At 65.5% G+C, this 24546-nt stretch carries 22 protein-coding genes, 1 other RNA gene, 2 pseudogenes and 1 riboswitch; of the genes and pseudogenes, 13 read left to right on the top strand and 12 right to left on the bottom strand.

Going from position 1 to position 24546, the window contains the following annotated elements; all coding sequences use genetic code 11:
* Window positions 1-255, top strand: a pseudogene (locus tag BEK68_RS17015) (integrase core domain-containing protein); the annotation flags it as partial.
* A gap of 56 nt (window positions 256-311) precedes the next feature.
* Here the strand turns inward: BEK68_RS17015 and BEK68_RS17010 are convergent.
* From BEK68_RS17010 to BEK68_RS16995, 5 genes are all read right to left on the bottom strand, one after another.
* A complete protein-coding gene (locus tag BEK68_RS17010; protein WP_009241274.1) occupies window positions 312-1013 on the bottom strand; it encodes an SIMPL domain-containing protein in 702 nt (233 codons plus the stop codon).
* A 93-nt stretch (window positions 1014-1106) separates the two neighbouring features.
* Window positions 1107-1577: an EVE domain-containing protein gene (locus BEK68_RS17005; RefSeq protein ID WP_009277425.1), complete on the bottom strand. Its 471-nt coding sequence runs from the start codon at window positions 1575-1577 to the stop codon at window positions 1107-1109.
* 151 nt (window positions 1578-1728) lie between these two features.
* Window positions 1729-1948: non-coding RNA, 6S RNA (gene ssrS / locus BEK68_RS26585), on the bottom strand.
* Between the two features lie 215 nt (window positions 1949-2163).
* Window positions 2164-2481: a cell division protein ZapA gene (locus tag BEK68_RS17000; RefSeq protein WP_004632081.1), complete on the bottom strand. Its 318-nt coding sequence runs from the start codon at window positions 2479-2481 to the stop codon at window positions 2164-2166.
* A gap of 2 nt (window positions 2482-2483) precedes the next feature.
* On the bottom strand, window positions 2484-2798 hold the full coding sequence (locus BEK68_RS16995) for a hypothetical protein (RefSeq protein WP_004632083.1): 315 nt from the start codon (window positions 2796-2798) through the stop codon (window positions 2484-2486).
* 167 nt (window positions 2799-2965) lie between these two features.
* Window positions 2966-3213, top strand: a riboswitch (cobalamin riboswitch).
* Between the two features lie 140 nt (window positions 3214-3353).
* On the opposite strand from BEK68_RS16995, the gene BEK68_RS16990 reads away from it, so the two are divergent.
* The 7 genes and pseudogenes from BEK68_RS16990 to cobC all read left to right on the top strand — a co-directional run bounded on the left by BEK68_RS16990 (window position 3354) and on the right by cobC (window position 10089).
* Window positions 3354-5237, top strand: a complete 1884-nt coding sequence (locus BEK68_RS16990) for a TonB-dependent receptor domain-containing protein (RefSeq protein WP_009241273.1) — start codon at window positions 3354-3356, stop codon at window positions 5235-5237.
* A pseudogene (locus tag BEK68_RS16985) lies at window positions 5234-6243 on the top strand (FecCD family ABC transporter permease). The gene BEK68_RS16990 and the pseudogene BEK68_RS16985 overlap by 4 nt, the downstream one beginning before the upstream one ends.
* Window positions 6240-7085 carry an ABC transporter ATP-binding protein gene (locus BEK68_RS16980; RefSeq protein WP_009241272.1) on the top strand — a complete coding sequence of 282 codons (846 nt, stop codon included), beginning with the start codon at window positions 6240-6242 and terminating at the stop codon, window positions 7083-7085. Before BEK68_RS16985 ends, BEK68_RS16980 begins: the two are co-directional and overlap by 4 nt.
* A complete protein-coding gene (gene cobO / locus BEK68_RS16975; protein WP_009241271.1) occupies window positions 7075-7695 on the top strand; it encodes a cob(I)yrinic acid a,c-diamide adenosyltransferase in 621 nt (206 codons plus the stop codon). The genes BEK68_RS16980 and cobO overlap by 11 nt, the downstream gene beginning before the upstream one ends.
* A complete protein-coding gene (gene cobT / locus BEK68_RS16970) occupies window positions 7695-8759 on the top strand; it encodes a nicotinate-nucleotide--dimethylbenzimidazole phosphoribosyltransferase (protein WP_009241270.1) in 1065 nt (354 codons plus the stop codon). The genes cobO and cobT overlap by 1 nt, the downstream gene beginning before the upstream one ends.
* Entirely contained in the window at window positions 8756-9526 is a 771-nt protein-coding gene (locus BEK68_RS16965) for an adenosylcobinamide-GDP ribazoletransferase (protein ID WP_004632095.1), read from the top strand. The genes cobT and BEK68_RS16965 overlap by 4 nt, the downstream gene beginning before the upstream one ends.
* A complete protein-coding gene (cobC, locus tag BEK68_RS16960; RefSeq protein WP_009241269.1) occupies window positions 9511-10089 on the top strand; it encodes an alpha-ribazole phosphatase in 579 nt (192 codons plus the stop codon). The genes BEK68_RS16965 and cobC overlap by 16 nt, the downstream gene beginning before the upstream one ends.
* Before the next feature lie 12 nt (window positions 10090-10101).
* Here the strand turns inward: cobC and BEK68_RS16955 are convergent, their stop codons facing one another.
* The 4 genes from BEK68_RS16955 to cobU are packed head-to-tail and all read right to left on the bottom strand — an operon-like array spanning window position 10102 to window position 13625.
* Window positions 10102-11058: a cobalamin-binding protein gene (locus BEK68_RS16955; protein WP_009241268.1), complete on the bottom strand. Its 957-nt coding sequence runs from the start codon at window positions 11056-11058 to the stop codon at window positions 10102-10104.
* Window positions 11059-11068: 10 nt separating this feature from the next.
* Window positions 11069-12076 carry a threonine-phosphate decarboxylase CobD gene (cobD, locus tag BEK68_RS16950; protein ID WP_009241267.1) on the bottom strand — a complete coding sequence of 336 codons (1008 nt, stop codon included), beginning with the start codon at window positions 12074-12076 and terminating at the stop codon, window positions 11069-11071.
* Window positions 12073-13053, bottom strand: a complete 981-nt coding sequence (gene cbiB, locus BEK68_RS16945) for an adenosylcobinamide-phosphate synthase CbiB (protein ID WP_009241266.1) — start codon at window positions 13051-13053, stop codon at window positions 12073-12075. The genes cobD and cbiB overlap by 4 nt, the downstream gene beginning before the upstream one ends.
* The gene (gene cobU, locus BEK68_RS16940) at window positions 13050-13625 is read right to left on the bottom strand and encodes a bifunctional adenosylcobinamide kinase/adenosylcobinamide-phosphate guanylyltransferase (RefSeq protein WP_009241265.1); all 576 of its coding nucleotides are present in this window, start codon (window positions 13623-13625) and stop codon (window positions 13050-13052) included. The genes cbiB and cobU overlap by 4 nt, the downstream gene beginning before the upstream one ends.
* A 61-nt stretch (window positions 13626-13686) precedes the next feature.
* On the opposite strand from cobU, the gene BEK68_RS16935 reads away from it, so the two are divergent.
* Entirely contained in the window at window positions 13687-15183 is a 1497-nt protein-coding gene (locus BEK68_RS16935) for a cobyric acid synthase (RefSeq protein WP_009241264.1), read from the top strand.
* Between the two features lie 74 nt (window positions 15184-15257).
* Entirely contained in the window at window positions 15258-15923 is a 666-nt protein-coding gene (locus BEK68_RS16930) for a ParA family protein (RefSeq protein WP_004632110.1), read from the top strand.
* A 48-nt stretch (window positions 15924-15971) separates the two neighbouring features.
* On the opposite strand, the gene panC is transcribed toward BEK68_RS16930, so the two are convergent.
* Genes panC through BEK68_RS16915 form a run of 3 tightly spaced genes read right to left on the bottom strand, consistent with a single transcriptional unit; the run spans window position 15972 to window position 17971 of the window.
* Window positions 15972-16823: a pantoate--beta-alanine ligase gene (gene panC, locus BEK68_RS16925; RefSeq protein WP_004632112.1), complete on the bottom strand. Its 852-nt coding sequence runs from the start codon at window positions 16821-16823 to the stop codon at window positions 15972-15974.
* A gap of 38 nt (window positions 16824-16861) precedes the next feature.
* On the bottom strand, window positions 16862-17743 hold the full coding sequence (locus BEK68_RS16920; RefSeq protein ID WP_004632115.1) for a segregation and condensation protein A: 882 nt from the start codon (window positions 17741-17743) through the stop codon (window positions 16862-16864).
* Window positions 17744-17782: 39 nt separating this feature from the next.
* Window positions 17783-17971 carry a DUF3460 family protein gene (locus BEK68_RS16915; protein WP_009241263.1) on the bottom strand — a complete coding sequence of 63 codons (189 nt, stop codon included), beginning with the start codon at window positions 17969-17971 and terminating at the stop codon, window positions 17783-17785.
* 237 nt (window positions 17972-18208) lie between these two features.
* On the opposite strand from BEK68_RS16915, the gene BEK68_RS16910 reads away from it, so the two are divergent.
* From BEK68_RS16910 to BEK68_RS16900, 3 genes are all read left to right on the top strand, one after another.
* Window positions 18209-19996: an autotransporter assembly complex protein TamA gene (locus BEK68_RS16910; protein ID WP_009277430.1), complete on the top strand. Its 1788-nt coding sequence runs from the start codon at window positions 18209-18211 to the stop codon at window positions 19994-19996.
* An 8-nt stretch (window positions 19997-20004) separates the two neighbouring features.
* A complete protein-coding gene (locus tag BEK68_RS16905; RefSeq protein WP_009277431.1) occupies window positions 20005-23913 on the top strand; it encodes a translocation/assembly module TamB domain-containing protein in 3909 nt (1302 codons plus the stop codon).
* Between the two features lie 95 nt (window positions 23914-24008).
* Window positions 24009-24546 (top strand): hypothetical protein (locus BEK68_RS16900; protein WP_065851782.1); only part of this gene is annotated, 538 nt, incomplete at its 3' end.

Genomic DNA, 24546 nt, shown 5'->3' with positions numbered 1-24546 from the left:
CAATACTGTTCAGCCGAGTACCAGCGCATCCATCAGCGGCACGGCATCACGTGCTCCGTGACCGATGGCTACGACTGCTACCAGAATGCCCTGGCCGAACGGGTCAACGGCATCCTCAAAGGGGAGTTGCTGCTCAAGCGCCCCGCCGACCTAGAGCAGGCCGCACGCATGGTGGCGCAGGCCGTGCATATCTACAACCACGAACGGCCTCATCTGGCCTTGAAATACAAAACGCCCGATGCGGTGCATCGGGCGCTCGGAGACTGAGCACAGTGTCAACCTATGGCAGGACTTGACAAGCGGATCGCTGCTTATTTCAGCATCTGCACGGCGCCGGAAACCGTCACCGTGACCTGCGCCTTGCCGCCCTCGATGGGCACCGGCGCCGAATCGAACGATGCCGGAGCGGCTGCCATGCGCATCATCGGACGCGGGCCTGGGTTGTTGCTGCCCTCGCTCACGTGCACGTCGCGGATCGTGTAGCTCGTGTAGCCAAACAGCTTGGTGGTCGTCAGTGCCTTGTCGCGGAACGAATTCACAGCCTGATCGATGAGCTTGGCTTCCGCCGCTGTACGCGCCTCGCGCGAGAGCGTGAAGTTCACGTTCTGCACCTGCATCTGATTGGCCAGCTGGCCCGCCAGCTTGGACGCCGCTGCAAAGTCCTTCGACGTGATGCGCACTTCGGCACGGCCGCGCCACACGCTGATCTTGCCGTTGCGATCGGTGTTCGGATAGATATTGAAGCCGCCCGTTTCTGCCTGCACGCCGGAGGTGCGCTTTGCCTGGTTGATCACGTCGTCGGCCTTGCGCGACAGTGCGGTGGAGATCGCGCCCGGGTCTGCCCCTTCCTGCTCGGCGCTCAGCGTCAGTGTGACGGTGTCGGTGGGGACTTCCGTCACGGCCTGCGCATCCAGCGACAGCACGCCAGAATGATTCGCTTCAGGAGCGGCTTGCGCGAAAGCGGTCGTCATCATTGCGGTCCCCAAAATGGTTGCGGCCAGGACAGATTTCATTGTGTTCTCCCAAAAAGCAATGTGATGCGTCTGACTGGCTGTTACGCGCATCGTTCATCACGTTTGTAACAATTCCCTGCCGGCGCCAGCCATTCACTCAGGATCGCGCATCAATTTGGTCGTGATGTAACGCCATTGCGCGGGCGTGATGGGCGTGATGGACAGGCGGTTGCCGCGTTGCAGCACCGTCATGTCGGCGAGCTGTTCTTGTGCGCGCAAGGTCGGCAGATCGATCAGCGCGCATTTGCGCACGAACTTCACGTCGACGAGCATCCAGCGCGGCGCTTCCGGCTTCGATGCAGGGTCGTGGTAGTGGCTCTTGGCGTCGAACTGCGTGGGATCTGGGTAGCTGGTCGAGCAGACTTCCGCCAGCCCCGCGATGCCCGGCTGCGGACAGGACGAGTGGTAGAACAGCACGCCGTCGCCGATGCGCATGCGGTCGCGCATGAAGTTGCGTGCCTGATAGTTGCGAACGCCAGTCCAGGGCAAGGTGCCCTCGGCGTGCAGCGTGTCGATGCTGGCCTCGTCGGGCTCGGACTTCATCAACCAGTATTGGGTGGCCATCGTTGGGATGCGCGGGCGACGTGCGGAAGTGACGGTGTGCGCAGCATAGCAACACGGCCGCGGCGTTGCCATTGGCGGTGCGGCAACGGGGGCGTATCGCAGATAGGCAAAGAAAAAGGCGGTAGCGCACATGTGCACTACCGCCTTTTGTTGGGTCCCCACCTTGGCCGCTAGACCCGCATCCTGAACCCAAGTGAGGTTCAGAGTGGCAGCGGAAGCCGCATTTCGGGTACATCACCGGTGCAGGGAGCCCACGACTTGCGTCGCACGCTATGCACTGGAAGACGCGCTCGCCCACACGGCATATCCCGCACCAAGCAATGCTTATCGGTTCAAGGAGTTAATGGCCATGGCGAACCAGGCAGGGAAACTGTCAGACGCATCATCACGCTGCGTTTCGAGCGCATGGCGATGCGTCTGAGAGATTCATCGCAGGCAACCGTTTTTCTCTACCCTGCAGCCGCTAAAGCCTTATACCATAAGGGTTTGCAGGAGATTTCGGAAGCCATTGCGTGACACTATACACCCGTTCGCATCCGAACCCAAGCCCGGATGCGATCCGGTTACAAACCCGTTTTGACCTTCGCTAAATCACTTCGCCGTACTGGCGCAGCGCCTCGTCGGTGCGGGCGTTCAGGTCGGCCAGTCTGGCGCGAATCGTGTCGATCGGCAGGGCGGAATCTGATGCGGCCTGGCGTTGCATCGACAGCAAATCCGATGCGATGCTGATGGCGGCCATCACGGCGACGCGCTCGATGCCCTTGGTGTTCGAGCCGTTCTTGATGCGCGTCATCTGGTTGTCGACCATGGCGGCGGCTTCACGCAGGGCGGCTTCGTTATCGACCGAGACTGCAAATTTGTAGGGCTGCCCGGCGATGTTCACTTCAATTTGCTTGCTGCTCATGCTTAGGTCTCCGAATGCGGGGCGGCCGCTGTTTCATCGGCCCCTGCGGCCTGGCCGAGGAGATCAAGCTGGCGCGCGTCGGTGGCCGTGGGCAGCTTGTCGAGAATCGATTGGATGCGCAGTTGCGCTTCTTCGATCTTGGCATTGAGCACGCTGCGATCGGCGACCATCGCGTCGCGCTCGGTCTTGGACGCCTCGGCTTCCGCCTGAAGCCGCTCGACTTCGGCGCGCAGGCGCTGGTTCTCGGCGGCGAGCGCATCGGCGTGACGCAGCACGCGCGCGATCTTGCCGGCAAGTTGTTCGAGTTCGTTCAGCATTGGGTGTCAATCAGAATCGAGTGGGGGGATTTTAGCCGATCATGCGCTTCGCGCCTGTCCTCCATACGGATGCGCAATATGCGGGGGAATGAGGCGACGCGGCGGGCACAACGGGCGGTGGGTGTGTTTTTACCGCGACTGCGACGGGTTTGGAATGCCTTTTCCGTTAAACTTCGCCCCGTCCTGGTGCCCGCAGCACCATCTGCAGTTAAACGGGAAGCAGGGAGCGCGCGCCCCAAGCGATGCGCCAACCTGCGCTGCCCCCGCAACGGTAAGCGAACGTCGCGTGTACCCGCCATCTCGCGAAGAAGATGGGTGCCGCGCGGTCTGTCCATACGCCACTGTTCCTTTCGGAATGGGAAGGCGGACAGGCCGCTTCGCCAGCCCGGATACCGGCCAGGACGGTGGATCTCAGAGCCGATGTGCAACCCTGGAGGGAACCGCATCGAGATCCTGCTGCCAGCGACCCGCGGGGGAACGGGTCCGGCTGACGCTTCTTGTCTTTTCAACATGAGCTTGACTACAAAGCGGCCACTCCGGATGCCCCGGACGGCCATGCGCGCGCTTGCCAGCGCACGATTGGGGGTTGTTGCGGGGGCCATGGCAGGTGCGGTTGCGCCGGCCTGGGCACAAAGCAATACACAAGTAGCCAGCACGCCCGTCGGCGAGCTGAATCCGACAGTGGTGACCGCCTCGCGCAGCGAGCAGCCCCTGTCCGATGCACTGCCGCATACGACGGTCATCAGCCGCGCCGATATCGAGCGCTCGCAGGCGCCGGACGCCGTGACGCTGCTGCGTCGCGAGGCCGGCATCGAAATCGCGCAGAGCGGCGGCCCAGGCACCAACGCCAGCCTTTTCATGCGCGGCGCCGGTTCCAATCAGACGCTGGTTCTGATTGACGGTGTGCGTGTGGCGTCCGGCACCTCGGGCGGCGCGCAGATCGCGCAATTGATGGCCGATCAGATCGATCACATCGAGGTTGTGCGCGGCAACGTGTCTGCGCTGTACGGCTCCGATGCGATTGGCGGCGTGGTGCAGATTTTCACGCGCAACGGCCGTGGCCATGGCCCGCTGGCCAATGCAGAGATCGAGTACGGCGCCCGCAATACCAAGCGCGCGCAGGCTGGCATCAGCGGCTCGCTGGGCGAGAACGGCGATACATCGTTCGCGGTGTCGGTGTCGGAATTCAAGACCAACGGCTTCTCGACCATCAACCCGCAGCAGGCGCCCAAGGCCAACCCGAACGACAACCCGTACACGAACAAGAGCGTGTCGGCGCAGTTGTCGCATCGCTTCTCGGCAGATTGGCAAGCGGGCCTGACGTACTTCCAGACCTGGGGCGATGTCAGTTACGACAACGCCTTCGGCAAGCCGACCGATGACAACGTCGCACACAACGTAGTGCGCTCGATGTCGGCCTACGTGGACGGCAAGGTAACGCAGGATTGGAAGACGCGCCTGACGCTGTCGCAGGGCGATGACCGCAGCTTGAATTACACGAACGGCGTGTTGCAGGTGCCGGCGCGCTTCAACACACGCAATCAGACGGCGAGCTGGCAGAACGACTGGGCCTTCATGCCCGATCAGCTGCTCAAGGTGGGCCTGGAGCATCTGCAGACCAGTATCGACAGCGATGCCTACAACGTGCCCACGCGCAACGTTGATTCCGGCTACATCGGTTACGAAGGCAAGTTTGGCCCGCACCAGTTGCAGCTGAACCTGCGCCGCGACCGCTACTCGGACTTCGGTGGCGCCAACAGCTACTACGCCGGCTACGGCTTCGCATTCAACCCGCAATGGAAGGCGGTTGCGAGTGTGAGCAATGCCTTCCGCGCACCCAGCTTCAACGAGTTGTACTACCCGTTCTTCGGCAACCCGAACGTGCAGCCCGAGAAGGCGCGCTCGGTGGAAGGCGGCGTGGAATACAGCGGCGCGATCGGCCTGGTGCGCGTGACGGTGTTCGAGACGGACTACAGCAACCTGATCACGGCGGTATGCGATGCAGATTTCAATTGCTCGGCAGCCAACGTCAACCGCGCACGCGTGAACGGGCTGGAGACGTCGTATCGGGGTTCGATCTATGGCGTGGATCTGCGTGCGAGCTTTACCATGCAGAACCCGCAGGACCTGTCGGCCAACCAGTTGCTCTCGCGCCGCGCACGGCACTTCGGCAGCGTCTCGGCGTACAAGACGTTCGGGCCGTTCTCGGCGGGCGTGGAGTGGAATGCAGCGGGCGACCGCCAGGATTCGACCAAGACGCTCGGTGGCTATGGCCTGCTGAACCTGGTCGGCCGCTACCAGATCACGCCTGACTGGGCAGTGTCGGCACGTGTTGAAAACGTGACGAACAAGAACTACCAGTTGATCTATCCGTACAACACGGCGTCGCGTGGGGTGTTCTTCACGCTGTCGTGGCAACAGCACGAACCGAAGCGATGACAACACCTGCACTGCCCGCACGCGGTTTTGCCTGGCGACTGTGGTCGCTGCTGGCACTCGCGTGCGTGGTGGTGCTGGCGGCGTCGTTGATGCTCGGCAGTGTGAAGCTGTCGCTCGCTGAAGTCTGGCGGGCGCTGATCGGCGGTGGCGATAGCCTGGCTGCGGGCATCGTCATCGAATTGCGCCTGCCGCGCGCGGGCGTGCATTTGCTGCTGGCGGGCTGTTGGCCTTTGCCGGGGCGCTCATGCAGATGCTGCTGCGCAATCCGCTGGCCGATCCGTATGTCCTGGGCGTGTCCGGTGGCGGGGCAGTGGCGGCGCTCACGGCGATGTTGTTTTCGCTGCCGTGGTGGTTGGTGCAGACGAGTGCCGGCGCGGGAGCATTGCTGTCGATGGCGCTGGTGGCGGCGTTGGCGCGTCAGCACCTGTGGCGCGGTGAGCCCGGCGAGGCCAATGCGCGCCTACTGCTCGGTGGCGTGGTGATGGCCTCCGGCTGGGTCGGCCTGATCACGCTCATCTTGACGGTGGCGCCCGAGAACAAGCTGCGCGGCATGATTTTCTGGATGGTCGGCGACCTCGGTGGCGCCGATCGTTATGCGGGCGCGTTGATGGCGCTCGTGGCGGCGGTGGCCGTGGTGTTGCCGCATGCGCGCGACCTGAACGTGCTGCTGACCGGCGAAACCCGCGCCCGTGCGCTTGGGGTGCCCGTGGCGCGCGTGCGTGCGTTGATCTACGTGGTGGCGTCGCTGTGCACGGCGGTAGCGGTGACCATTGCGGGCTCGGTCGCTTTTGTCGGCCTGCTGGTGCCGCATATGGTGCGCCTGGCGTGGACCCGCGACGTGCGCATCCACTTGCCCGCTACGGCGATGGCCGGCGGCGGGCTGCTGATGCTGGCCGACCTGATCGCCCGGACGCTGATCGCCCCAACGCAACTGCCGGTGGGTGTGATCACCACCATGCTTGGCGTGCCGACGTTTCTCTACCTGCTGATGCGGAGCACGCGATGAGCTGGTTGCGTCGTGCACGTCGGGCCCCTGCACCGGATGCATTCGCGCACTTGGATGCAGCGCCCGAACTCGCGCTGCGCGACCTGCGCGTGACCATCGACGGGCGCGTGTTGATTGAGCGGTTGTCGTTGACGGCCAACGCGGGCCAACTCTGGTGCGTGGTCGGCCCGAACGGCGCGGGCAAGTCGACATGGCTTTCCGTGCTGGCGGGCCTGCGTTCGGAGGACGGCGGCAGCGTCACGCTCGACGGTGTAGCACTTGCCGATTGGCCGGCACTGGCGATGGCGCGTCGTCGCGCGTTTCTGCCGCAGACCTTGCATGACTCGTTCCCCATCACCGTGTACCAAGCGGTGATGACCGGCCGCCACCCGCACCTGGCGCGCTGGGAGTGGGAGGGCGACGCCGATGTCCGCGCCGTTGACGCAGCGGTGTCTGCGCTGCATTTGCAGCCGCTGGTACAACGCGATGTGCGCACGCTTTCTGGCGGTGAGCGTCAGCGCGTGGCGATGGCTGCCGTGGTGGCGCAGGAGGCGCGCGTGCTGCTGCTTGATGAGCCCGTCGCGCACCTCGATTTGCATCAGCAGGTTGCCGTGCTGCGCCTGCTGCGCGAAGGTTGCCGCAAACATGGCTGGCTGGTCGTGCTGACCGTGCATGACTTGAACCTCGCGCGCCGCTACGCCACGCACGCGCTGCTGATGGACGGCGAAGGGCAAACCACTGCTGGCATCGCCGCCGATGTGCTGACCCCCGAACACTGCGCACGCGTGCTGCGCACGCCCATTGCCGAGGTGGCCGACGGCCGCCGCACGGCCTTGATTCCTGATGACCCCGATGACGACTGAAGACAACAACGATGGCTTGAACGAGCGCCACCGCTCACGCATGCAGCGCAAGAAGGCCGTGGTGGACGCCAAGATTGCCGCCGCCACGGACGTGCGCGGCGTACTGCTCGTTAACACCGGTAACGGCAAGGGCAAATCCAGCTCCGGCTTTGGCATGGTGATGCGCGCCATGGGTCACGACATGCAGGTCGGCGTGGTGCAGTTCATCAAGGGCGCAATCCCGACGGGCGAAGAGCGCTTCCTACGACGCTTTCCCGAGCAATGCAGCTTCCACGTGATGGGCGAAGGCTACACATGGGAGACGCAGGACCGCACGCGCGACATCGAGAAGGCGCAAGCTGCATGGGCCTGCGCACGCGAGCTGCTGAGCGATCCCACCGTTGGCCTGGTGCTGCTGGATGAGCTGAACATCGCCCTCAAGTACCACTACCTTGACGTGCAGACGGTGCTGGCCGATTTGCGCGCGCGGCCGCCCGCGCAGCATGTGGTGATTACCGGGCGCGGTGCGCCACCCGAGCTGATCGAGGCGGCGGATACCGTGACCGACATGACGCTCGTCAAGCACGCCTTTTCCCGAGGCATCCAGGCCCAGCCCGGAGTCGAATTGTGATGAACCAAACCATGTACATTCCGCCATTTGACGATGCGTTGCGCGTGCGCCTGCAGGCGGCCGTGGACAGCAAGACCAAGCCGCTCGGCGCGCTGGGCCGGCTTGAATCGCTGGCCGTGCAGATCGGCCTGATCCAGAACACCGACACACCGCAGCTGACGCGCCCCGCGATGGTGGTGTTTGCCGCAGACCACGGCATCGCGCACGCAGGCGTGAGCGCGTACCCTCAAGCGGTGACCGCGCAGATGGTGCTCAATTTCATCGCGGGCGGTGCAGCCGTCAACGTGTTCTGCCGCCAGCATGGGTTTGCGCTGGAGGTGGTAAACGCCGGTGTCGCCGCACCGTTGTGGGCGGCAGATGCGCCGGGCCTGGTCGATGCACCTGTCGGCCCCGGCACACGCAACTTTGCCGACGAGAGTGTTGAGCAAGCCGCCATGACCACTGAGGAGCGCGACCGCGCCATGGCGCTCGGCGCGCAACGCGTGGCACACCATGCTGCGCTTGGCACCAACGTGATCGCGCTGGGCGAAATGGGCATCGCCAATACGGCGTCTGCCGCGTGCCTGATGGCGCGCTTATGCAATTTGCCGGTCGCGCAATGCGTTGGCCGCGGCACCGGGCTCGATGATGACGGCCTGGCCCACAAGCGCGCCGTGCTGGAAGCAGCGATGGCCAGGCACGCTGACGTACGCGAGCCGCTGGACGTGCTTGCGTGCTTCGGCGGCTTCGAGGTCGCAGCGATGGTGGGGGCGGTGCTTGAGGCGGCGCAGCGCCGCATGGTCATCCTCGTCGACGGGTTTATCGCGACGGCCGCCGTGCTGGTGGCCGCGCACGTGGCGCCCGATGTGCTGCGCTTCTGCGTGTTCGGGCATGTGTCGGACGAGCGCGGGCATCGCGCCTTGCTGGAGCTGCTCGATGCGCGGCCGCTGCTGTCGCTGTCGTTGCGGCTGGGCGAGGGCAGCGGCGCGGTGTTGGCGTATCCGGTGGTCGTGTCGGCGGTGGCGTTCCTGCGCGAAATGGCGACCTTCGCCAGCGCAGGCGTGAGCGAGCGCGCATCGCCATGAACGCGTTGCGCGAACATTGGCAGGCGCTGTGGACGGCCGTCGGGTATTTCACCCGCATCCCCGTGCCGGCGTCGGTTGGGTTCTCGCAAGCGGGCTTGAATCGCGCGGCGCGCTACTTTCCGCTGATCGGCTGGTTGGTGGGCGCCGTGGCAGCGGCGGTGTATTGGCTTGTGTTGCGCACGGTGCCCGCGCAAGGTGTGGCGGTGGCCGTGTCGATGGGGGCTACGCTATTGCTGACCGGCGCGTTTCACGAGGACGGGCTGGCCGATTGCGCCGACGGCTTTGGCGGCGGCTACACGCCTGAAGACCGGCTGCGCATCATGCACGATTCGCGCATCGGCGCGTTCGGGGCGATTGCCGTGTGCATGGCGTTGCTGCTGAAGTGGCAATTGCTGAGCGCGATGGCGCCGCACAGCATAGGCATCCTCGTTGCAATGGTGGCTGCGCATGCTGCCAGCCGGGCCGCAGCTGTCAGCCACCTGCTCACGCATGACTACGTGCGGGCGGAAGGCAAGGCCAAGCCAGTTGCGCAACGCATGCGATGGAGTGACGCGTTGTGGGCTGGCGTATTCGGTGTCGTGCCGTTGCTGTGGTTCGGGCCGATGTGCGCGGCGCTCATCGTTGTCGGCCTGATCCTTGCGCGCTGGCTGCTGGGTCGCTATTTCGTGCGCCGCATCGGCGGCATCACAGGCGATTGCCTGGGCATGGCACAGCAGATTTTCGAGCTGCTGATCCTGTGGGGGTTGCTGGCATGGATGTCATCCTGATCCGCCACGCGCGGCCCGCCATGACGGCGGGCCTCTGCTATGGCCGCACCGATCTGGAGTTGGTCTCGCCCATGGACCCGGAGCCGTCGGCCATCGTCGAGAAACTCGCCGCCCACACTCCGCATCGTCTGCTGGCAAGCCCGTTGCGGCGCAGCCGCCTGACGGCCGAAGCCATGGCGCAAGCGGCGCAGCTGCCCGCCATTGAAATCGATGCGCAATTGATGGAACTCGATTTCGGCGCTTGGGAAGGCTGCCAGTGGGATGAGATCCCGCGCGCGGAAATCGACCATTGGGCGCGCGATCTCGTGCACGGCAATCCGCATGGCGGAGAATCGGCGGCGGATCTGCTGGCGCGCGTGACGACCTGGGCTGAAGCAACCACCGCGATGCCCACGTCTTGCGTATGGGCGGTGACGCATGCCGGCTGTATGCGTGCACTGGCGGCGCATTGGCTGCAGCGGCCATTAATCGAGACCCTGCAATGGCCGTTGCAATGGGGGGCAGCCTGCGGTTTTCGGGTGCTGCCCGGCACGTTGCCTGTGTTGCTGTTCTGGAACCGTTGAGCGGCGCGCGGTTTAACGACCCGGCCCGTTGGTGGCCTGTGAACCGAGGCGCCGTATGCGGGCTTGTTCCAGGTCTTCGCACAACAGGGTCGCGGCTTCCACAAGGCGTGGGCCAAAGCGGTTGATCAGGTCACCGTTGATGCTGAAAAGGTTGCCGCGCTGCACAGCGAGCAATTGCGGCCAGCGCTTCCATGCGTCGAGCGTATCGATCGGACGGCTGCCTTGCGTGGCGCCCATGCTGGCGGTCAATAGCACTTCCGGGTTGGCTGCGATCACCGCCTCGGGCGAGACTGTCGGCACCAGCAACGGCTCTCCCGCAAACACATTGCGGCCGCCGCACAACGCGAGCATGTCAGAGAAGATGTGCTGGCCATTGAGCGTCATCAGCGGCTGTTCCCACACCTGATAGAACACCGAAACCGCCGGCCGGCTCGCGTAGCGCTGGCGCAGCGTATCGGCGCGTTGGCGGAATTGCTGGGCCGCATCGTGCGCGCTCGCGCGGGTGTCGAGCAGCGTGCCGAGCGCCTCGATCGAGCGCGGAATATCGCTCATGCGATGCGGCTCGGAGAAGAACAGCGGTATGCCGAGCGCGCGCAGGCGGTCGATCTGCTTCTGCGCGTTGCCGTGGCGCCAGACCACCACCAGATCGGGTTTGAGGGCGGCGATGCGCTCCAGATCGAGCGAGCGGTTGTCGCCTACGTGAGGAATGTCGCGCGCGGGCGGCGGGTAGTCGCTGTAAGCCACAGTGCCAACAATGCGTGCTCCGCCGCCCGCCGCGAACAGCAACTCGGTCGCATGCGGCGCGAGGCTGACGATGCGTTGTGCGGGGCGCTGCAGCGTAACGATGGCACCGCTATCGTCTGTGACGGAAATGGCCGCACATGCCGGTACGGCAGCGATCGTGAGCGCAATGGCGGACAGGCCGCACACATACAGGCGACGGGTGAGGCGAGAGAGACGAGTGGGCATCGGGGGGAGGTCAAGCGGAGTGCGACAGCGATGCTAGCGCATCGGCAAGGCGTTGCCATCCGGGCTCATCCGGGGGCAGGCCGAAGCGCAAGCCGCTGATGGGCGCATCGAACAGGCGGGTCCAGATGCCGAGGCGCGCCAGGCTTGCATGCAGCGCTTGCGCGCGTGGGGCGGATGCCCAGGCAAACAGCGGGGTGGCGGCATTCGGCAGCCCGTGGCGATCAAGCAACGCCGAGAGCCGTGCGCCGGCAGGCTGGAGTTGCGCGCGCGTTGAAACTTGCCAAGCGGTATCGGCCAGCGTCGCACGTACCACAGCACGGGCGGGGCCGTTGACGGTCCAGTGCCCCAGCGCCTCGCGTAGCGCAGACACCAGCTCAGGCGCGGCCAGCGCGAAGCCGATGCGGGCGCCCGCCAGCCCGTAGAATTTGCCGATCGAGCGCAGCACGACAAGCCCCGGCACGCCAGCCAGGGGCGCCAATGTGGGGCCATCGTTGAACGCCTCGATAAAGGCCTCGTCCACGATCAACGTACCGCCGCGCGCATGCAGGCGCCTGTGCCAATTGCGCAGGGTTTCGGCGGGCAGAAGGCGTGCCGTGGGGTTGTTCGGATTGACGACGACCAGGTGCTGCACGTCGTTTGGCACGTCACCGAGGAAGGCGGCTTCGGGCAGTGGTACGACGTCGTGGCCGGCGCGCGCAAAGGCCGGCGCATATTCGCTGTAGCCGATCTGCGCGATGCCGGCTCGCCCTCGCGGCAGCAGGGATGGCAGCGTGCGGATCGCCGCCTGCGACCCTGCAATCGGCAGCACGCCGCGCGCATCGATCACGCCGTAGTGCGCGGCGGCCTGCGCTTCGAGGCCATCGTCTTCGGGCAGGCGCAACCACGCATCGGGTGGGATCGACGGGATGGGGTAGCCGTGCGGATTGATGCCCGTGGACAGATCCAGCCAGCCGCCTTCAGGCTCTCCGTACTGTGCGCGTGCTGCGGCGAGATTGCCGCCGTGGACGATGCCGCTCATGACAAGCCCCACGCCGATGTTGCGATCAGGCCAAGTACGCCGAGCCACAGCCACAACGTGCGCGATACGAGCGTCAACGCACGCGTGATATCGACAGCGGTTGCCGGCTTGCCGGTGCCGAGCGGCGGGCGCGCTTCTTCCACGCCTTCGTAGCGTGCTGCGCCGCCAAGCCGGACGCGCAGGCTGCCCGCGCCGGCGGCCATGACCGGGCCCGCGTTCGGGCTCGACCATTGCGGGGCTTGCGTGCGCCAGCAGCGCAGCGCATCGGCGGTGTGGCCAAGCAGCGCGTAGTTCATCGCCGTGAGTCGCGCGGGAATCCAGTTGAGCACGTCGTCGATGCGTGCGGCTGCCCATCCAAAGCCGGTAAAGCGCGCATTGCGGTAGCCCCACATTGCATCGAGCGTGTTGGCCAGCCGGTACAGCATCACGCCGGGCGCGCCGGCCACAACAAGCCAGAACAGCGGCGCGAAGACGGCATCGCTGCCGTTCTCCAGCGCCGATTCCACGGCGGCACGCGCAATGGGCTCGTCGCCGGCTTGTGTGAGATCACGCGAGACGATGCGCGAGGCGAGGGCGCGTGCGCGGGGCAAATCCGCATCGCGCAACGCAAGCGCGATCGGCGCAATGTGTTCATACAGGCTGCGCGCGCCAATGGCGAAATAGAGGGCGATCGCATCAAGCGCCACCACCAGCCGTGGCGACACATCGCCCGCCATCACGACGAGCCATGCCGCCAGCAGCACGAACGGCAACACGGCGACTGCCCAAGCGACGAGACCGACGATGCGCGACCTGGCCAACGCAGCCGGTGCGCGGTTCATGCAGCGCTCAATCGCTGCGGCGATGCGCCCGAAGCCGACCAAAGGATGCCAGCGCGACACCTCGCCGAATACCTGATCGAGCAGCACGCCCGCGAGTGCTGCCAGCGTCACGAGGGGCCACCCGAGATCGAACACGCCGCCCGACGGCAAGCTCACGTTGCGGTGCCGAGTGCCGGCCCTTTCACCACCATCGGAATGCCGGCCACCAGCAGATGCACGTTGTCGGCCAGAGCGGCGAGGCGTTGGTTCAGCCGGCCCAGTTCGTCCACGTAGAAGCGCGTGACGGCACCCATCGGCACCACGCCCAGGCCGATTTCGTTGCTCACGAGGATGACCTCGCCGGGCAGCAGCGGCAGGGCGGTCAGCAGCGCGTCGATCTCGGCCGTCCAGGCTTCGGGCGGCGTGACGAGGCCTGTCTCGGGATATTCATGATGTTCGGAGAAGAGCAGATTGTTGAGCCACAGCGTCATGCAATCGACCAGCACACAGCCACCGTGCTGCGCGTGCGTGTAGAGCGCTTCGGCCAGGTGCATGGGCTCTTCGACCAGCGCCCAATTGGCCGGACGCCGCGCGCGGTGCAGGGCCACGCGCAACTGCATCTCCTCATCGTCCTCGCCAGCGGTGGCAACGTACGTGACCGGCCCGACGCATTGCAGCGCGAGCTGTTCGGCGTGGTGGCTCTTGCCCGAGCGGGCACCACCGAGGACAAGTGTGAGACGGCGTGACATTCCCGCATTTTAGCGAGGGCGCGGCAGCCAGGCATAACAAGGTGGGTGCGATAATCCGCGCATGTCGAAAGCTCCATTTTCTGTGCCGCCGGACTCGCTTCGGGGCACGCTGATGATCCAGGGCGCCACGTCCGATGCCGGCAAGAGCACGCTGGTCGCCGGCCTGTGCCGTGTCGCGCATCGCGCCGGTGTGCGCGTGGCGCCGTTCAAGCCGCAGAACATGGCGCTCAACAGCGCCGTCACCGCAGACGGCGGCGAGATCGGCCGCGCGCAGGCGTTGCAGGCGCAGGCGGCGGGCGTCGTGCCCACGGTCGACATGAACCCCGTCCTGCTCAAGCCCAACAGCGACACCGGCGCACAGATCATCATCCACGGTCAGCCGCGCTGCGACCTCGACGCCCGTGCGTACCACGACTACAAGCCCACCGCCATGGCCGCTGTGCTCGAATCGCACACGCGGCTGCGTGGGCAGTACGACCTCGTGCTGGTAGAGGGCGCCGGCAGCCCGGCGGAGATCAACCTGCGCGACCGCGACATCGCCAACATGGGCTTTGCCGAAGCCGTCGATTGTCCCGTCGTGCTCGTCGCCGACATTGATCGCGGCGGCGTGTTCGCGCACCTTGTTGGCACGCTCGCCTGCTTGTCTGACAGCGAACGCGCGCGCGTGACGGGCTTCATCATCAACCGGTTCCGCGGCGACATTTCATTGCTGACGCCGGGGCTCGACTGGCTGACCGCGCAGACGGGCAAGCCGGTGTTTGGCGTGCTGCCATATCTGCCCGGCCTCCATCTCGACGCAGAAGACGCGGTGCAGACGGCGCAGCGTGCAGCCTCGCCCGATGCGCTGCGCGTCGTTATTCCGGTGTTGCCGCGTGTGTCCAACCACACCGATTTCGATGCGCTGCGCGCGCATCCGCAGGTGGACGTTCGACTGGTCGGCCCTGGCCAGCCGATTCCGCCCGCCGACCTCATCATCCTGCCCGGCAGCAAGAGCGTGCAGGCGGATCTCGCCTGGCTGCGCGCCAATGGCTGGGAAGCGGCCATCGCGCGACATCTGCGCTATGGCGGCAAGCTGATCGGCATCTGCGGCGGCATGCAAATGTTGGGGCGGTGGTTGCATGATCCGCTAGGGCTTGAGGGCGCGCCCGGTAGCGTCAAGGGACTCGGCTATCTCGATTTCGAGACCACGCTGGAGACCAGCAAGAAGTTGCGTCAGGTGCGCGGCAGCCTGGCGGAAGGCGGTGCGGCCGTCGCCGGCTACGAAATCCACATGGGCGTGACTGCGGGGCCAGCCTTGGCATGCCCCGCCGTGTTGCTCGATGATGGCCACGCAGATGGCGCGATCTCGGCCGATGGGCAGATCTTCGCCACGTATCTGCATGGTCTGTTCGATGCGCCACAGGCGTGCTGCGCGCTGCTAGCCTGGGCCGGCGTGGGTGATGCGCAGGCGCAGGACTACGCCGCATTGCGTGAGGCTTCGCTCGAGCGTCTGGCCGACACCTGCGAAGCGCATCTCGACCTTGCCGCGTTGCTGCGAACGCCGCCACGTGCAGGCTGAGCCATAATTACCGATGGACAGATCTGTCGAGTGATCAAATCGACACATGATTCAACGAGCGCAAGGAGGCGGGCATGCCGGTGGCCGTTGTAGCGAATCCGAAGGGCGGGGTGGGCAAGAGCACGCTGGCCACCAATCTGGCCGGCTACTTTGCCGCGCGGGATCACGCCGTGATGCTGGGCGACACCGACCGCCAGCAGTCCTCACGCGAATGGCTCGCCTTGCGCCCGGAGACCGCCAAGCCCATCCGCACATGGGAAATCAACGCCGACCACATCGCCAAGCCGCCCAAGGGGACGACGCACGTGGTGCTCGATACGCCGGCGGGCCTCCACGGCTGGCGGCTGGGGGATCTCGTCAAGATGTCGGGCTACGTGATCGTGCCGCTGCAGCCTTCCATGTTCGACATCCTTGCCACGCAGACCTTCCTGCGCAAACTGGCCGATGAAAAGCCCGTGCGCCATGGCGAGGTCAAACTGGGCGTGGTCGGCATGCGCGTGGATATGCGCACGCGCGCCGCTGAACAGCTTCAACGTTTCGTACAGGGGCTGGAAGTGCCCATCCTTGGCTATCTGCGCGATACCCAGAATTACGTGCAACTGGCCGCGCATGGCCTGACGCTGTGGGACGTGGCGCCCTCGCGTGTGGCAAAGGATGTGGAGCAGTGGAGCGGCATTCTCAATTGGCTCGGGGAATCGCCCCCGCAGGCCAGGGTTGCCGACACGTCGGCGGCGGCATGAAAAAAGCCCGGCACTGCCGGGCTTTTTCGTGGAACGAGGCTGCGTCGCTCAGATTTCGAGGTTATCGATCAGGCGCGTCTTGCCGAGCTTCGCGGCGGTCAGCACGACCAGCGGCTCGCCGGCGGCGATGTTCTCGGGTGTCGGCTTCTGCAGGTCGGAGCGGCGGCGCACGGCCACGTAGTCGGGCTGCCAGCCGCGGCCACGCAGATAGTCCATCGCCTTGGTGGTTACCTCTTCGTGCGACGCCTGGCCTTGCAGCACAGTTTCGAGCACGTCCTGACGCACCTGATGCAGCGTGCGGTAGAGCTCGGGCGCTTCGGCGCGCTCTTCGTTGGTCAGGTAGACGTTGCGCGACGATAGCGCCAGGCCATCATCCGCGCGCACCGTTTCGGCCGGGACGATATCGACCGGCAGCGCAAACTGATGCGCCATGCGGCGCACGATCATCAACTGCTGGTAGTCCTTCTTGCCGAACACGGCCACGCGTGGTTGCACGCAGCAGAACAGCTTCATCACCACCGTGCAGACGCCCTTGAAGAAGCCAGGGCGGAATTCGCCTTCGAGCGTGTCGCCCAGATCATGCGGCGGTTCGACACGGTATTCCTGCGGCTCGGGGTACATGTCGCGCTCGGTGGGCGCGAACAGCACGTACACGCCTTCCTTTTGCAGTTTTTCGATGTCGTCCTGCAGGGTGCGCGGGTATTTGTCGAAATCTTCGTTCGGGCCGAACTGCAGGCGGTTCACGAAAATGGACGCCACCACCGGGTCGCCATGCTGGCGCGCCAGGCGCATCAGGCTCAGGTGGCCCTCATGCAGGTTGCCCATGGTCGGCACGAAGGCGACGCGGTTCTGGCCGCGCAGTTGGTCGCGCAGTTCCTGGATCGACGAGATGACTTTCATAGTTGTTGTGTGATTCGGCCCGGGTCAGGCCGGACGAATTACGTCGGAGAATAGGCGAGGCGCACGTAAATGGGCGCGTACGGTTCGGCCTGCGTGATTTCGAGCAGCGATTCGCGCGAAAGCTCAAGCATGGCGACAAAGTTGACGACCACGATGGGTGCGCCCTTGCCGGACTGGATCGCTTCTTCGAACAGCTCGGTGAACTCCATGAACCGCGCGTGCTGCAGGCGACGCAGGATCTGGCTCATGTGCTCGCGCACCGACAGCTCTTCGCGCGAGATCTTGTGGTGCTGCGTGAGCTTGGCGCGGCGCAGCACGTCGGCCCAGGCGACACGCAGGTCGTCGGAATTGACGTCGGGGTAGCGCGGCGCGAGGCTCTGCTCGATATAGACCTGGGCGCGCAGGAAGTCGCGGCCCAGTTGCGGCACGGTGTCGAGCTTCTGCGCGGCGAGCTTCATCTGCTCGTACTCGAGCAGGCGGCGCACCAGTTCGGCGCGCGGGTCTTCGGGCTCGTCGCCTGAGTCGGTCTTCTTGACCGGCAGCAGCATGCGCGACTTGATCTCGATGAGCATGGCCGCCATCAGCAGGTATTCGGCGGCCAGCTCCAGGTTGGTCGCGCGAATCTGCTCGATGTATGCCAGATATTGCCGGGTGACCTGCGCCAGCGGAATGTCCAGCACATTGAAGTTCTGGCGACGGATCAGGTACAGCAGCAAGTCCAGCGGCCCTTCAAACGCTTCGAGAAAGACTTCGAGCGCGTCGGGCGGGATGTAGAGATCCTGCGGGAGCTTGAACAGCGGCTCGCCGTAGAGCCGCGCAAAGGCGAGGCCGTCGACCTGCGCGGGCGTGGAGTCCTGATCGGGCGCCACGCTGGGCAGCTCGACGGGCAGTGGCAGCTTGTCCTGCGCGGAAGTGGTCATGCGGCGGTGAGCCTGGCGGGCCGAGGGCCGGTCGGCCGATCAGTCCAGCGAGTAGACGTACGGCTTTTGCGCCACGCGGGCGGACTTGGCACGTGCGCGCTCTTCCAGGTCGATCGGGTCCTTGTCCCACAGCAGGGACCGGCCTTGGCGCTGCTGCGCTTCCAGGTCGGGCTTCTGGGTCTTGAGTTCTTCCAGGAACTGGGTGATCTCGGACTTGTACAGGGCCATGGCAGTAAGTGATGGTGGGTGATCTTGCCCGCACGGAAAGGTCCCGGGCGGAAAACCGGCGCATTTTACCGTATTGGCCGTCCTAACGGCCTTGGGCACGGCACGTGCGAAACCCTTCCGGCCGATCCGGAAGGCCGCATTCGTTGCATTTGCCTGGGCACCCGCCGGGCCCGGTATGGTCAAATACGCCTTTCCTTTGATTCAGCCGGCCCGTGGGGCGGCACCACGCTTGCCACGATGACCGGCTCCAATCGACCATCGCGACCGTCACGACCACCACGCTTTCGTTTCCTGGGTTTGCCCGCCGCCGCGCTGGCGGCAGGCTTTGTGCTGTCCCTCGCCTGTGCCGCGGCGCACGCTGAATACGACGTCAAGATCGATGCGCCGAAGTCCATTCGCGACTTGCTGGAGCGCCATCTGGACCTGTCGCGCTACAAAGACCGCAAGGACATCACTGACGACCAGCTCCAGTACATGGTCGAGACCATTGGCGACCAAGTCACCAAGCTGACGGCCACCGAAGGCTATTTCGTGCCGAAGGCGACCGCGAAGCTGGACGGCCCGCCGGACCACCGCGTGGTCAATGTGAAGGTCGAGCCCGGCCCGCGTACCACCATCGACACCGTGGCGCTCGACTTTACCGGGGCCATCACGCAAGACGCCAAGCGCATCGACGAATTGAAAAAGTCGTGGAGCCTGCAGCACGGCATGGCCTTCCGCCAGTCGGGCTGGGACAAGGCCAAGGACGACGGTCTGGCGGCGCTGCAGAGCAAACGTTATTACGCGGCCAGGCAGACATCGTCGCAGGCGCGTGTCGATCCGGACGAAAACAAGGCAGACCTGTCGGTGGGCTATGACAGCGGTCCGGCTTACACGCTGGGGCCACTGGAGGTGCAGGGCTTGTCGCGTTATCCGCTCAGCATCATCAACCACGTGAACCCGCTGCGCGTGGGTGAGGATTACTCTGCTGATCGTCTGCAATCGCTGCAGGCCGCCATCCAGGGGCAGCCATATTTTTCCAATGCGATCGTCGACCTGGGTGACGATCCGAAGAACCCGGTCAACGCGCCGGTGCGGGTGCGCGTGCGGGAGTACCCGCCCAATCGCATCACCGGCGGTGTGGGTTACGGCACGGACACGGGCGCCTCGCTGGAAGGGCGCTATCAATATCTGAACCTGTTCAGCAAGGCGTGGGTGCTCGACACGCAGGCCCGCATCGAACAGCGCCGTCAGTACCTGTTTGCCGGCGTGACCGTGCCGCCCGACGACAAGCAATACGTCAATAGCTTCTACACCAGCATGGACCGCACCGATACCTCGGGCACCGACACGCGCAGCTATCGTTCCGGCTTCAAGCAGACGCGTGTGCGCGGCATCTATGAGACGTCGTTCACCGTTGATTTCTACTACGACGACCTGCGGCCCGACGGCGCCGAGCGTCAGTTGAGCAAGGCGCTCGTCCCGGGTTTCGCGTGGACGCGCCGTGACGTGGACGACCCGCTGTTCCCGCGCCGCGGCAACATCATCACCACGCAGATCGGCGCGGCAGTGAAAGGCGTGTTGACGGACCAATCGTTCGTGCGGTCGTACAGCCGCATCCGCCAGTTCGTGCCGGTGGGGCAGCGCGATATCTTCGTCGCGCGCGGTGAGTTGGGTGCGGTCATCACCGCTGGTTCCGGCGACGGCGTGCCGGCCACGCTGCGCTTCCGCACGGGCGGCACACAGTCGGTGCGCGGCTACGACTTCCAGAGCATCGGTAACGACGTCAACGGCAGCACGCTGCCGACCAAGTTCCTCGTCACTGGCGGGTTGGAATATCAACGCTGGTTTCTGCCGCAATGGGGTGCCGCCGTGTTCTGGGATACCGGCACGGCCACCGACAACTGGTCGGAGCGCCGCTGGTTCAACGGTGTGGGTGTCGGCGTGCGCTGGAAGAGTCCGGTCGGGCCGATCCAACTCGATATGGCCTATGGCATCCAGCAGAAGCAGTTCCGGCCGAGCGTGTCGCTGGGCATCGCGTTCTGAATATGACGATGACCGATCCGCAAACGCCTGAATCCAATCCACCCGAAGCACAACACCCCAAGCGTCCCACGCGTGGCTGGGGCTGCCGCACGCTGCGCTGGCTCGGCGGCTTGGTCGCCTTTTTGCTGGTGATCGTGCTCGCGCTGGCCGGCTGGCTGGTGTGGGCCATCCATTCGCAATCGGGCACGGCGCAGTTGTGGGCGCTCGCCACGCGCTTTGGCAACGCCTATGTGTCGGGCAAGCTGGAGGGCGGCACGGTGCGCGATGGCGTGTCGCTGCGCGATCTGCACGTGCGCGCGGGCAGCACGGAAGTGCGCATTGACCATGTGGAAGGCCGCTGGGCCATCACGCGCGGCCCATGGCATGCGCACTTCGCGTATCTCCGTGCCGGCAATGTCGATGTGATCCTGCATCCGACACCGCCCATACCGCCGAGTGGTCCGCCGAATTCGCTGGTGTTGCCGCTGGCGCTGGATGTGGACCGGCTTGCAGTCGATCGCCTCGCCATCCGGCAGGGCACGTCGACCACCGAGCTGAAATCGATTGCCGGCAGCCTGCATACCGACGGCACGCATCACAACGTGCTCCTCGACGGTATGGAGACGCCCGCCGGCAAGCTCGCGGCCACGCTGCGCATGACCGGTACGCGGCCGTATCCGCTCACCGGAGCCGCGACGCTGGCCACTCAATTCGAGGTCAACGGGCAGAAGCAGGATGCGTCAGTGTCGGCGCAACTGTCGGGCTCGCTGGAAACGCTGCATATCGACGCGACCGGCACCGGCGCGAAGCTGACCGCGCAGGCGCTGATTGACGCCACGCCGTTCGGCGCGTTGCCTCTGTCGCGCGCAGTTGTGTCGGCGGAACACGTGAATCCGCGTGCGTTTGCGCCGGGCGCGCCGGAAGCATCGTTGTCGATCCACGCGGACCTGCGCCCCGACGAGAAGGCCAAGACGCTGACGGTGGCTGGCCCCATCGAGATCGACAACGCGCAGCCCGGCACGCTCGACAAGCAGAAGCTGCCGCTGCAATCGCTGCGTGCACAGGTGCGGCTGAACGAAAACGATCAGCAACTCACCGGGCTGGATGTGCGCCTGCTGGGCGGCGCGGTGCTCACGGGCGGGGCAGATGTACAGAAGGGGCATGGCGCGCTGCGCGTGGATGTGCGCCAGCTTGATCTGCAAGCGCTGCACGCATCGCTGGAGAGGACGAAGCTCGCTGGCCCCATCACCGTGGATTTTGCGGGCGGCACGCAGCGTGTGGCGCTGGATCTGGCGGGTGGCGACATGCGCGCGCAAGCGAAAGCCGTGCTGGATGCGGCGCAGGTTGCGGTGGAGAGCGCCCAGGTGTCGCTGGGGCGCTCGCGGCTGACGCTGGCGGGCACGCTCAAGCACGACGATGCGCAGTCTTTCGCCTTCAAGGGCAACCTGGCGGAGTTCGATCCGTCGCGGCTGGCAAAGGTGGCCAAGGGCCGCATCAATGCCGAGTTCGATGCGCGCGGCACGCTGGGTGAGCCGATTGACGCCGCCGTCAAATTTGCCGTGCGCGATAGCAATTACGCCGGCTTGCCGATGACCGGCGACGGCAATGTCCACCTGCGCGGTGAACGCCTGCTGCCCAGCGACGCCAGGCTCGACGTGGCGGGCAACAAAGCCAGCCTGCGGGGCAGCTTTGGCGGGGCGGCCGACCGCATGCACGTCGACATCGATGCACCGCAACTCGCACGCCTGCAGCTTGGGGTGAGTGGGGCGCTCATCCTGTCTGGCGATGTCTCCGGCACGATCAAGCGCCCGCAAGTGGATGCCACGTTCCGCGCCAATCAGCTTGCCTATCAAGGAAACAAGATCGACACCGCCAACGGCCGGGCGCAGATCCGCGACGGCATCGATGGGCCCTTGCTGTTCGAGCTGACCGCGCAGCGTGTGACGGGCCCGAGCCTGTCGTTGCGAGAAATACATGCCACGCTGGAGGGCACGCGCCGCGCCCACCGCTTCCGCGCCGACGCAGACGGCAACGTGCGCAACCAGCCGTTCAAGTTCGCCCTGGCAGGCGACGGCGCGCTGACGCCCGGCAAGGACGGCGATGGGTGGGATGGCACGATCTCTACGCTGTCGGCGCAGGGTGCGCCCAACCTGCAACTCACGGCACCGGTGCGGCTGTCGGTGGCGCCGGGCCGCCTGATGATGGGCCGCGCTGACCTGACGCTGGACCAGACCCCCATTCACATCGAACGTATTGAATCCACTCAGGGACACGTGCGCAGCGCAGGCCGTGTCGACGGCTTGCAGATCGCGCGGGTACTGGAGCTTGTGCGCACCTGGACGGGCCAGGCTCCGCCGGTACGCACGGATCTCGTCATCGACGGGCAATGGGATCTGGATCTCGGCAGCACGGCCACCGGCGCGGCGCGCATCGCCCGCCGCAGCGGCGATCTGTCGATCAACGCTGGCCGCGGTTTCACCCCATTGGGCTTGACCGAAGCGACCGTGGAAGCGCACGGCGAAGGCATGCGCCTCGGGCTGCGCGGCAATGTGCAGTCAACGCGCGTGGGCAACCTTTACCTTGATGCGGGTGTCGGGCTCGTGCGTGATCCTGGGCCGGGCACCTTGGCGCTCATGGCGCCCACGTCGCCGCTCTCCGGCGGCTTGACGATCAGCCTGCCGCACCTCAAGAGTATCGGCGACCTGCTGGGGCCGGACGTTGCGACGGACGGGCAGCTCGCGGCCAGCCTGACGTTTGCCGGTACAGTGGGCGCGCCCAAGGTGAGCGGTTTCCTGACCGGCCAGGACGTCGACGTGGCGCTGTACGACCAGGGCATCCGCCTGACCAAGGGCGTGGTGCGCGTGGCGCTCGACCAGAACGTGGTCGACCTGCAAGAGGTGGTGTTCCACGGCGGCGACGGCACCCTGCGTGCGCAGGGCCGCGTGCAACTCGGCGAGGCAAACCCGAACCTGGCCGGCACCATCGTTGCCGACAAGCTGCAGCTCTTTGCCGATCCGGACCGCACGCTGGTGCTGTCGGGCCAGGCGCGTATTGCCAACGATAACGACCGCGTGGCCATCACCGGCAAGTTCAAGGTCGACCGGGGCTTGTTTGATCTGCCGAAGGACGGCGCGCCCTCGCTGGGCGACGACGTGGTCATCGTCCGCCGCGCCGACGCCGCCCGCAACCAGGCCGAACGCGGTGTCAAGCGCGAAGAAAAGCCGGCTGGCCGCTTCAGCCCGGTGGTCGATGTCGATGTCGATTTTGGCGACAACTTCCGCTTCAAGGGTGCCGGTGCAGACCTGTCGCTTGGCGGCCAGATGCACGTGCACAGCGAGCCGCTCGTACCCCTGCGCGGCACTGGCACGATCTACGTGCGCCAGGGCAGCACGTATGAAGCGTTCGGCCGCAAGCTGGCCATCGAGCAGGGCGTGCTGAATTTCGTCGGGCCTATCAACAATCCGTCGTTCAACATCACCGCCATGCGGCGTAACCAGGAAGTCGAAGCCGGCGTGCAGGTGACCGGCACGGTGCGCCAGCCACGCGTCAAGCTCGTCTCCGAGCCCAACGTGCCCGATGAAGACAAGCTTTCGTGGCTGATGTTCGGCTACAGCGCATCGAACGCCGGTCTGGGCCAGCAGCAGGCGATGTCCGGCGCGGCCCTCGGCCTGCTGGGCAACGTAGCAGGCAAGAACGTGGCGCGGCGCTTCGGGCTCGACGAGTTCTCGATCGGGCCGTCCGCCGCAGGCCTGACCGATCCGCAGGTGGTGAGCCTGGGCAAGGTCATCTCGGAGCGCATCACCGTCGGCTATGAGCAAAGCCTGTCGACGGCCGATTCCATCGTCAAACTGACGTGGCAGTTTTCGCGGCGGTGGTCGGTGGTGGCACGCGGCGGTACGATCAATGGCGCGTCGGTCCTGTTCAACAAACGTTGGTAAACGGTTGGCCCGGCTGCCAGAATGGCGGCGGGTCCATGTTTCGCACGAGGAGTTCCATGCCGCATCTTCGTCAACTCGCACAAGTGGGAGTCACCATGGGCGTTCTGGCTTCATTGCTGGCGCTGTTCGGCTGCGATCAACAAAAGGTCGACCAGGCCGTGGATCGCGTGGGTGATGCCGCCAAGCGGGCGTGGCAATCGGCCAAGCCGGACAACCTGCTGTTCAAAGGCATCGTGGTCGGGCAATCCACCGAGGACGATGTCAGGGCCACGGCAGGCCAGCCCGAGACGATCTGGGAGAACGAAGGCGGCACGCGGCAACTGGAGTATCCGCGCGGACCAGAAGGGACTTCAACCTGGATGGTGGCGATCGGGCCTGACGGGCACGTGCAGAAGATCGAGCAGGTGTTGACGGCCGAGAATTTCGGGCGCGTGCGGGTGGGGCAGGCCAAGGACGACGTTCGCCGGATGCTGGGCAAGCCGGGGAAGGTGGAGCTGTTTAAGCTGAAGCAGGAAGAGGTTTGGGGGTATCGGTGGATGGAAAGCGCTACCGAGCGGGCCTTCTTCAATGTGCACTTTGGGCCGGATGGGCGGGTTACGACGACTTCGCGCAGTGATGATCGGTTGAATGGGG

The sequence above is a fragment of the Ralstonia pickettii genome, assembly GCF_001699815.1.
GTDB classification, from domain to species: domain Bacteria; phylum Pseudomonadota; class Gammaproteobacteria; order Burkholderiales; family Burkholderiaceae; genus Ralstonia; species Ralstonia thomasii.
This window is presented reverse-complemented; position numbering and strand designations above follow the sequence as displayed.

Excerpts from the sequence above, each read along its gene's own strand:
- cobO (WP_009241271.1), top strand. The coding sequence starts at position 7,075 with ATGACGACTGAAGACAACAACGATGGCTTGAACGAGCGCCACCGCTCA.
- BEK68_RS16935 (WP_009241264.1), top strand. The coding sequence starts at position 13,687 with ATGTCGAAAGCTCCATTTTCTGTGCCGCCGGACTCGCTTCGGGGCACG.
- cobU (WP_009241265.1), bottom strand. The coding sequence starts at position 13,625 with ATGTCACGCCGTCTCACACTTGTCCTCGGTGGTGCCCGCTCGGGCAAG.
- BEK68_RS17000 (WP_004632081.1), bottom strand. The coding sequence starts at position 2,481 with ATGAGCAGCAAGCAAATTGAAGTGAACATCGCCGGGCAGCCCTACAAA.
- BEK68_RS16990 (WP_009241273.1), top strand. The coding sequence starts at position 3,354 with ATGCGCGCGCTTGCCAGCGCACGATTGGGGGTTGTTGCGGGGGCCATG.
- BEK68_RS16910 (WP_009277430.1), top strand. The coding sequence starts at position 18,209 with ATGACCGGCTCCAATCGACCATCGCGACCGTCACGACCACCACGCTTT.
- BEK68_RS17005 (WP_009277425.1), bottom strand. The coding sequence starts at position 1,577 with ATGGCCACCCAATACTGGTTGATGAAGTCCGAGCCCGACGAGGCCAGC.
- cobT (WP_009241270.1), top strand. The coding sequence starts at position 7,695 with ATGAACCAAACCATGTACATTCCGCCATTTGACGATGCGTTGCGCGTG.
- BEK68_RS16995 (WP_004632083.1), bottom strand. The coding sequence starts at position 2,798 with ATGCTGAACGAACTCGAACAACTTGCCGGCAAGATCGCGCGCGTGCTG.
- BEK68_RS16905 (WP_009277431.1), top strand. The coding sequence starts at position 20,005 with ATGACCGATCCGCAAACGCCTGAATCCAATCCACCCGAAGCACAACAC.
- panC (WP_004632112.1), bottom strand. The coding sequence starts at position 16,823 with ATGAAAGTCATCTCGTCGATCCAGGAACTGCGCGACCAACTGCGCGGC.
- cobC (WP_009241269.1), top strand. The coding sequence starts at position 9,511 with ATGGATGTCATCCTGATCCGCCACGCGCGGCCCGCCATGACGGCGGGC.
- BEK68_RS16955 (WP_009241268.1), bottom strand. The coding sequence starts at position 11,058 with ATGCCCACTCGTCTCTCTCGCCTCACCCGTCGCCTGTATGTGTGCGGC.
- BEK68_RS16915 (WP_009241263.1), bottom strand. The coding sequence starts at position 17,971 with ATGGCCCTGTACAAGTCCGAGATCACCCAGTTCCTGGAAGAACTCAAG.
- BEK68_RS17010 (WP_009241274.1), bottom strand. The coding sequence starts at position 1,013 with ATGAAATCTGTCCTGGCCGCAACCATTTTGGGGACCGCAATGATGACG.
- BEK68_RS16980 (WP_009241272.1), top strand. The coding sequence starts at position 6,240 with ATGAGCTGGTTGCGTCGTGCACGTCGGGCCCCTGCACCGGATGCATTC.
- BEK68_RS16965 (WP_004632095.1), top strand. The coding sequence starts at position 8,756 with ATGAACGCGTTGCGCGAACATTGGCAGGCGCTGTGGACGGCCGTCGGG.
- BEK68_RS16930 (WP_004632110.1), top strand. The coding sequence starts at position 15,258 with ATGCCGGTGGCCGTTGTAGCGAATCCGAAGGGCGGGGTGGGCAAGAGC.
- cobD (WP_009241267.1), bottom strand. The coding sequence starts at position 12,076 with ATGAGCGGCATCGTCCACGGCGGCAATCTCGCCGCAGCACGCGCACAG.
- BEK68_RS16920 (WP_004632115.1), bottom strand. The coding sequence starts at position 17,743 with ATGACCACTTCCGCGCAGGACAAGCTGCCACTGCCCGTCGAGCTGCCC.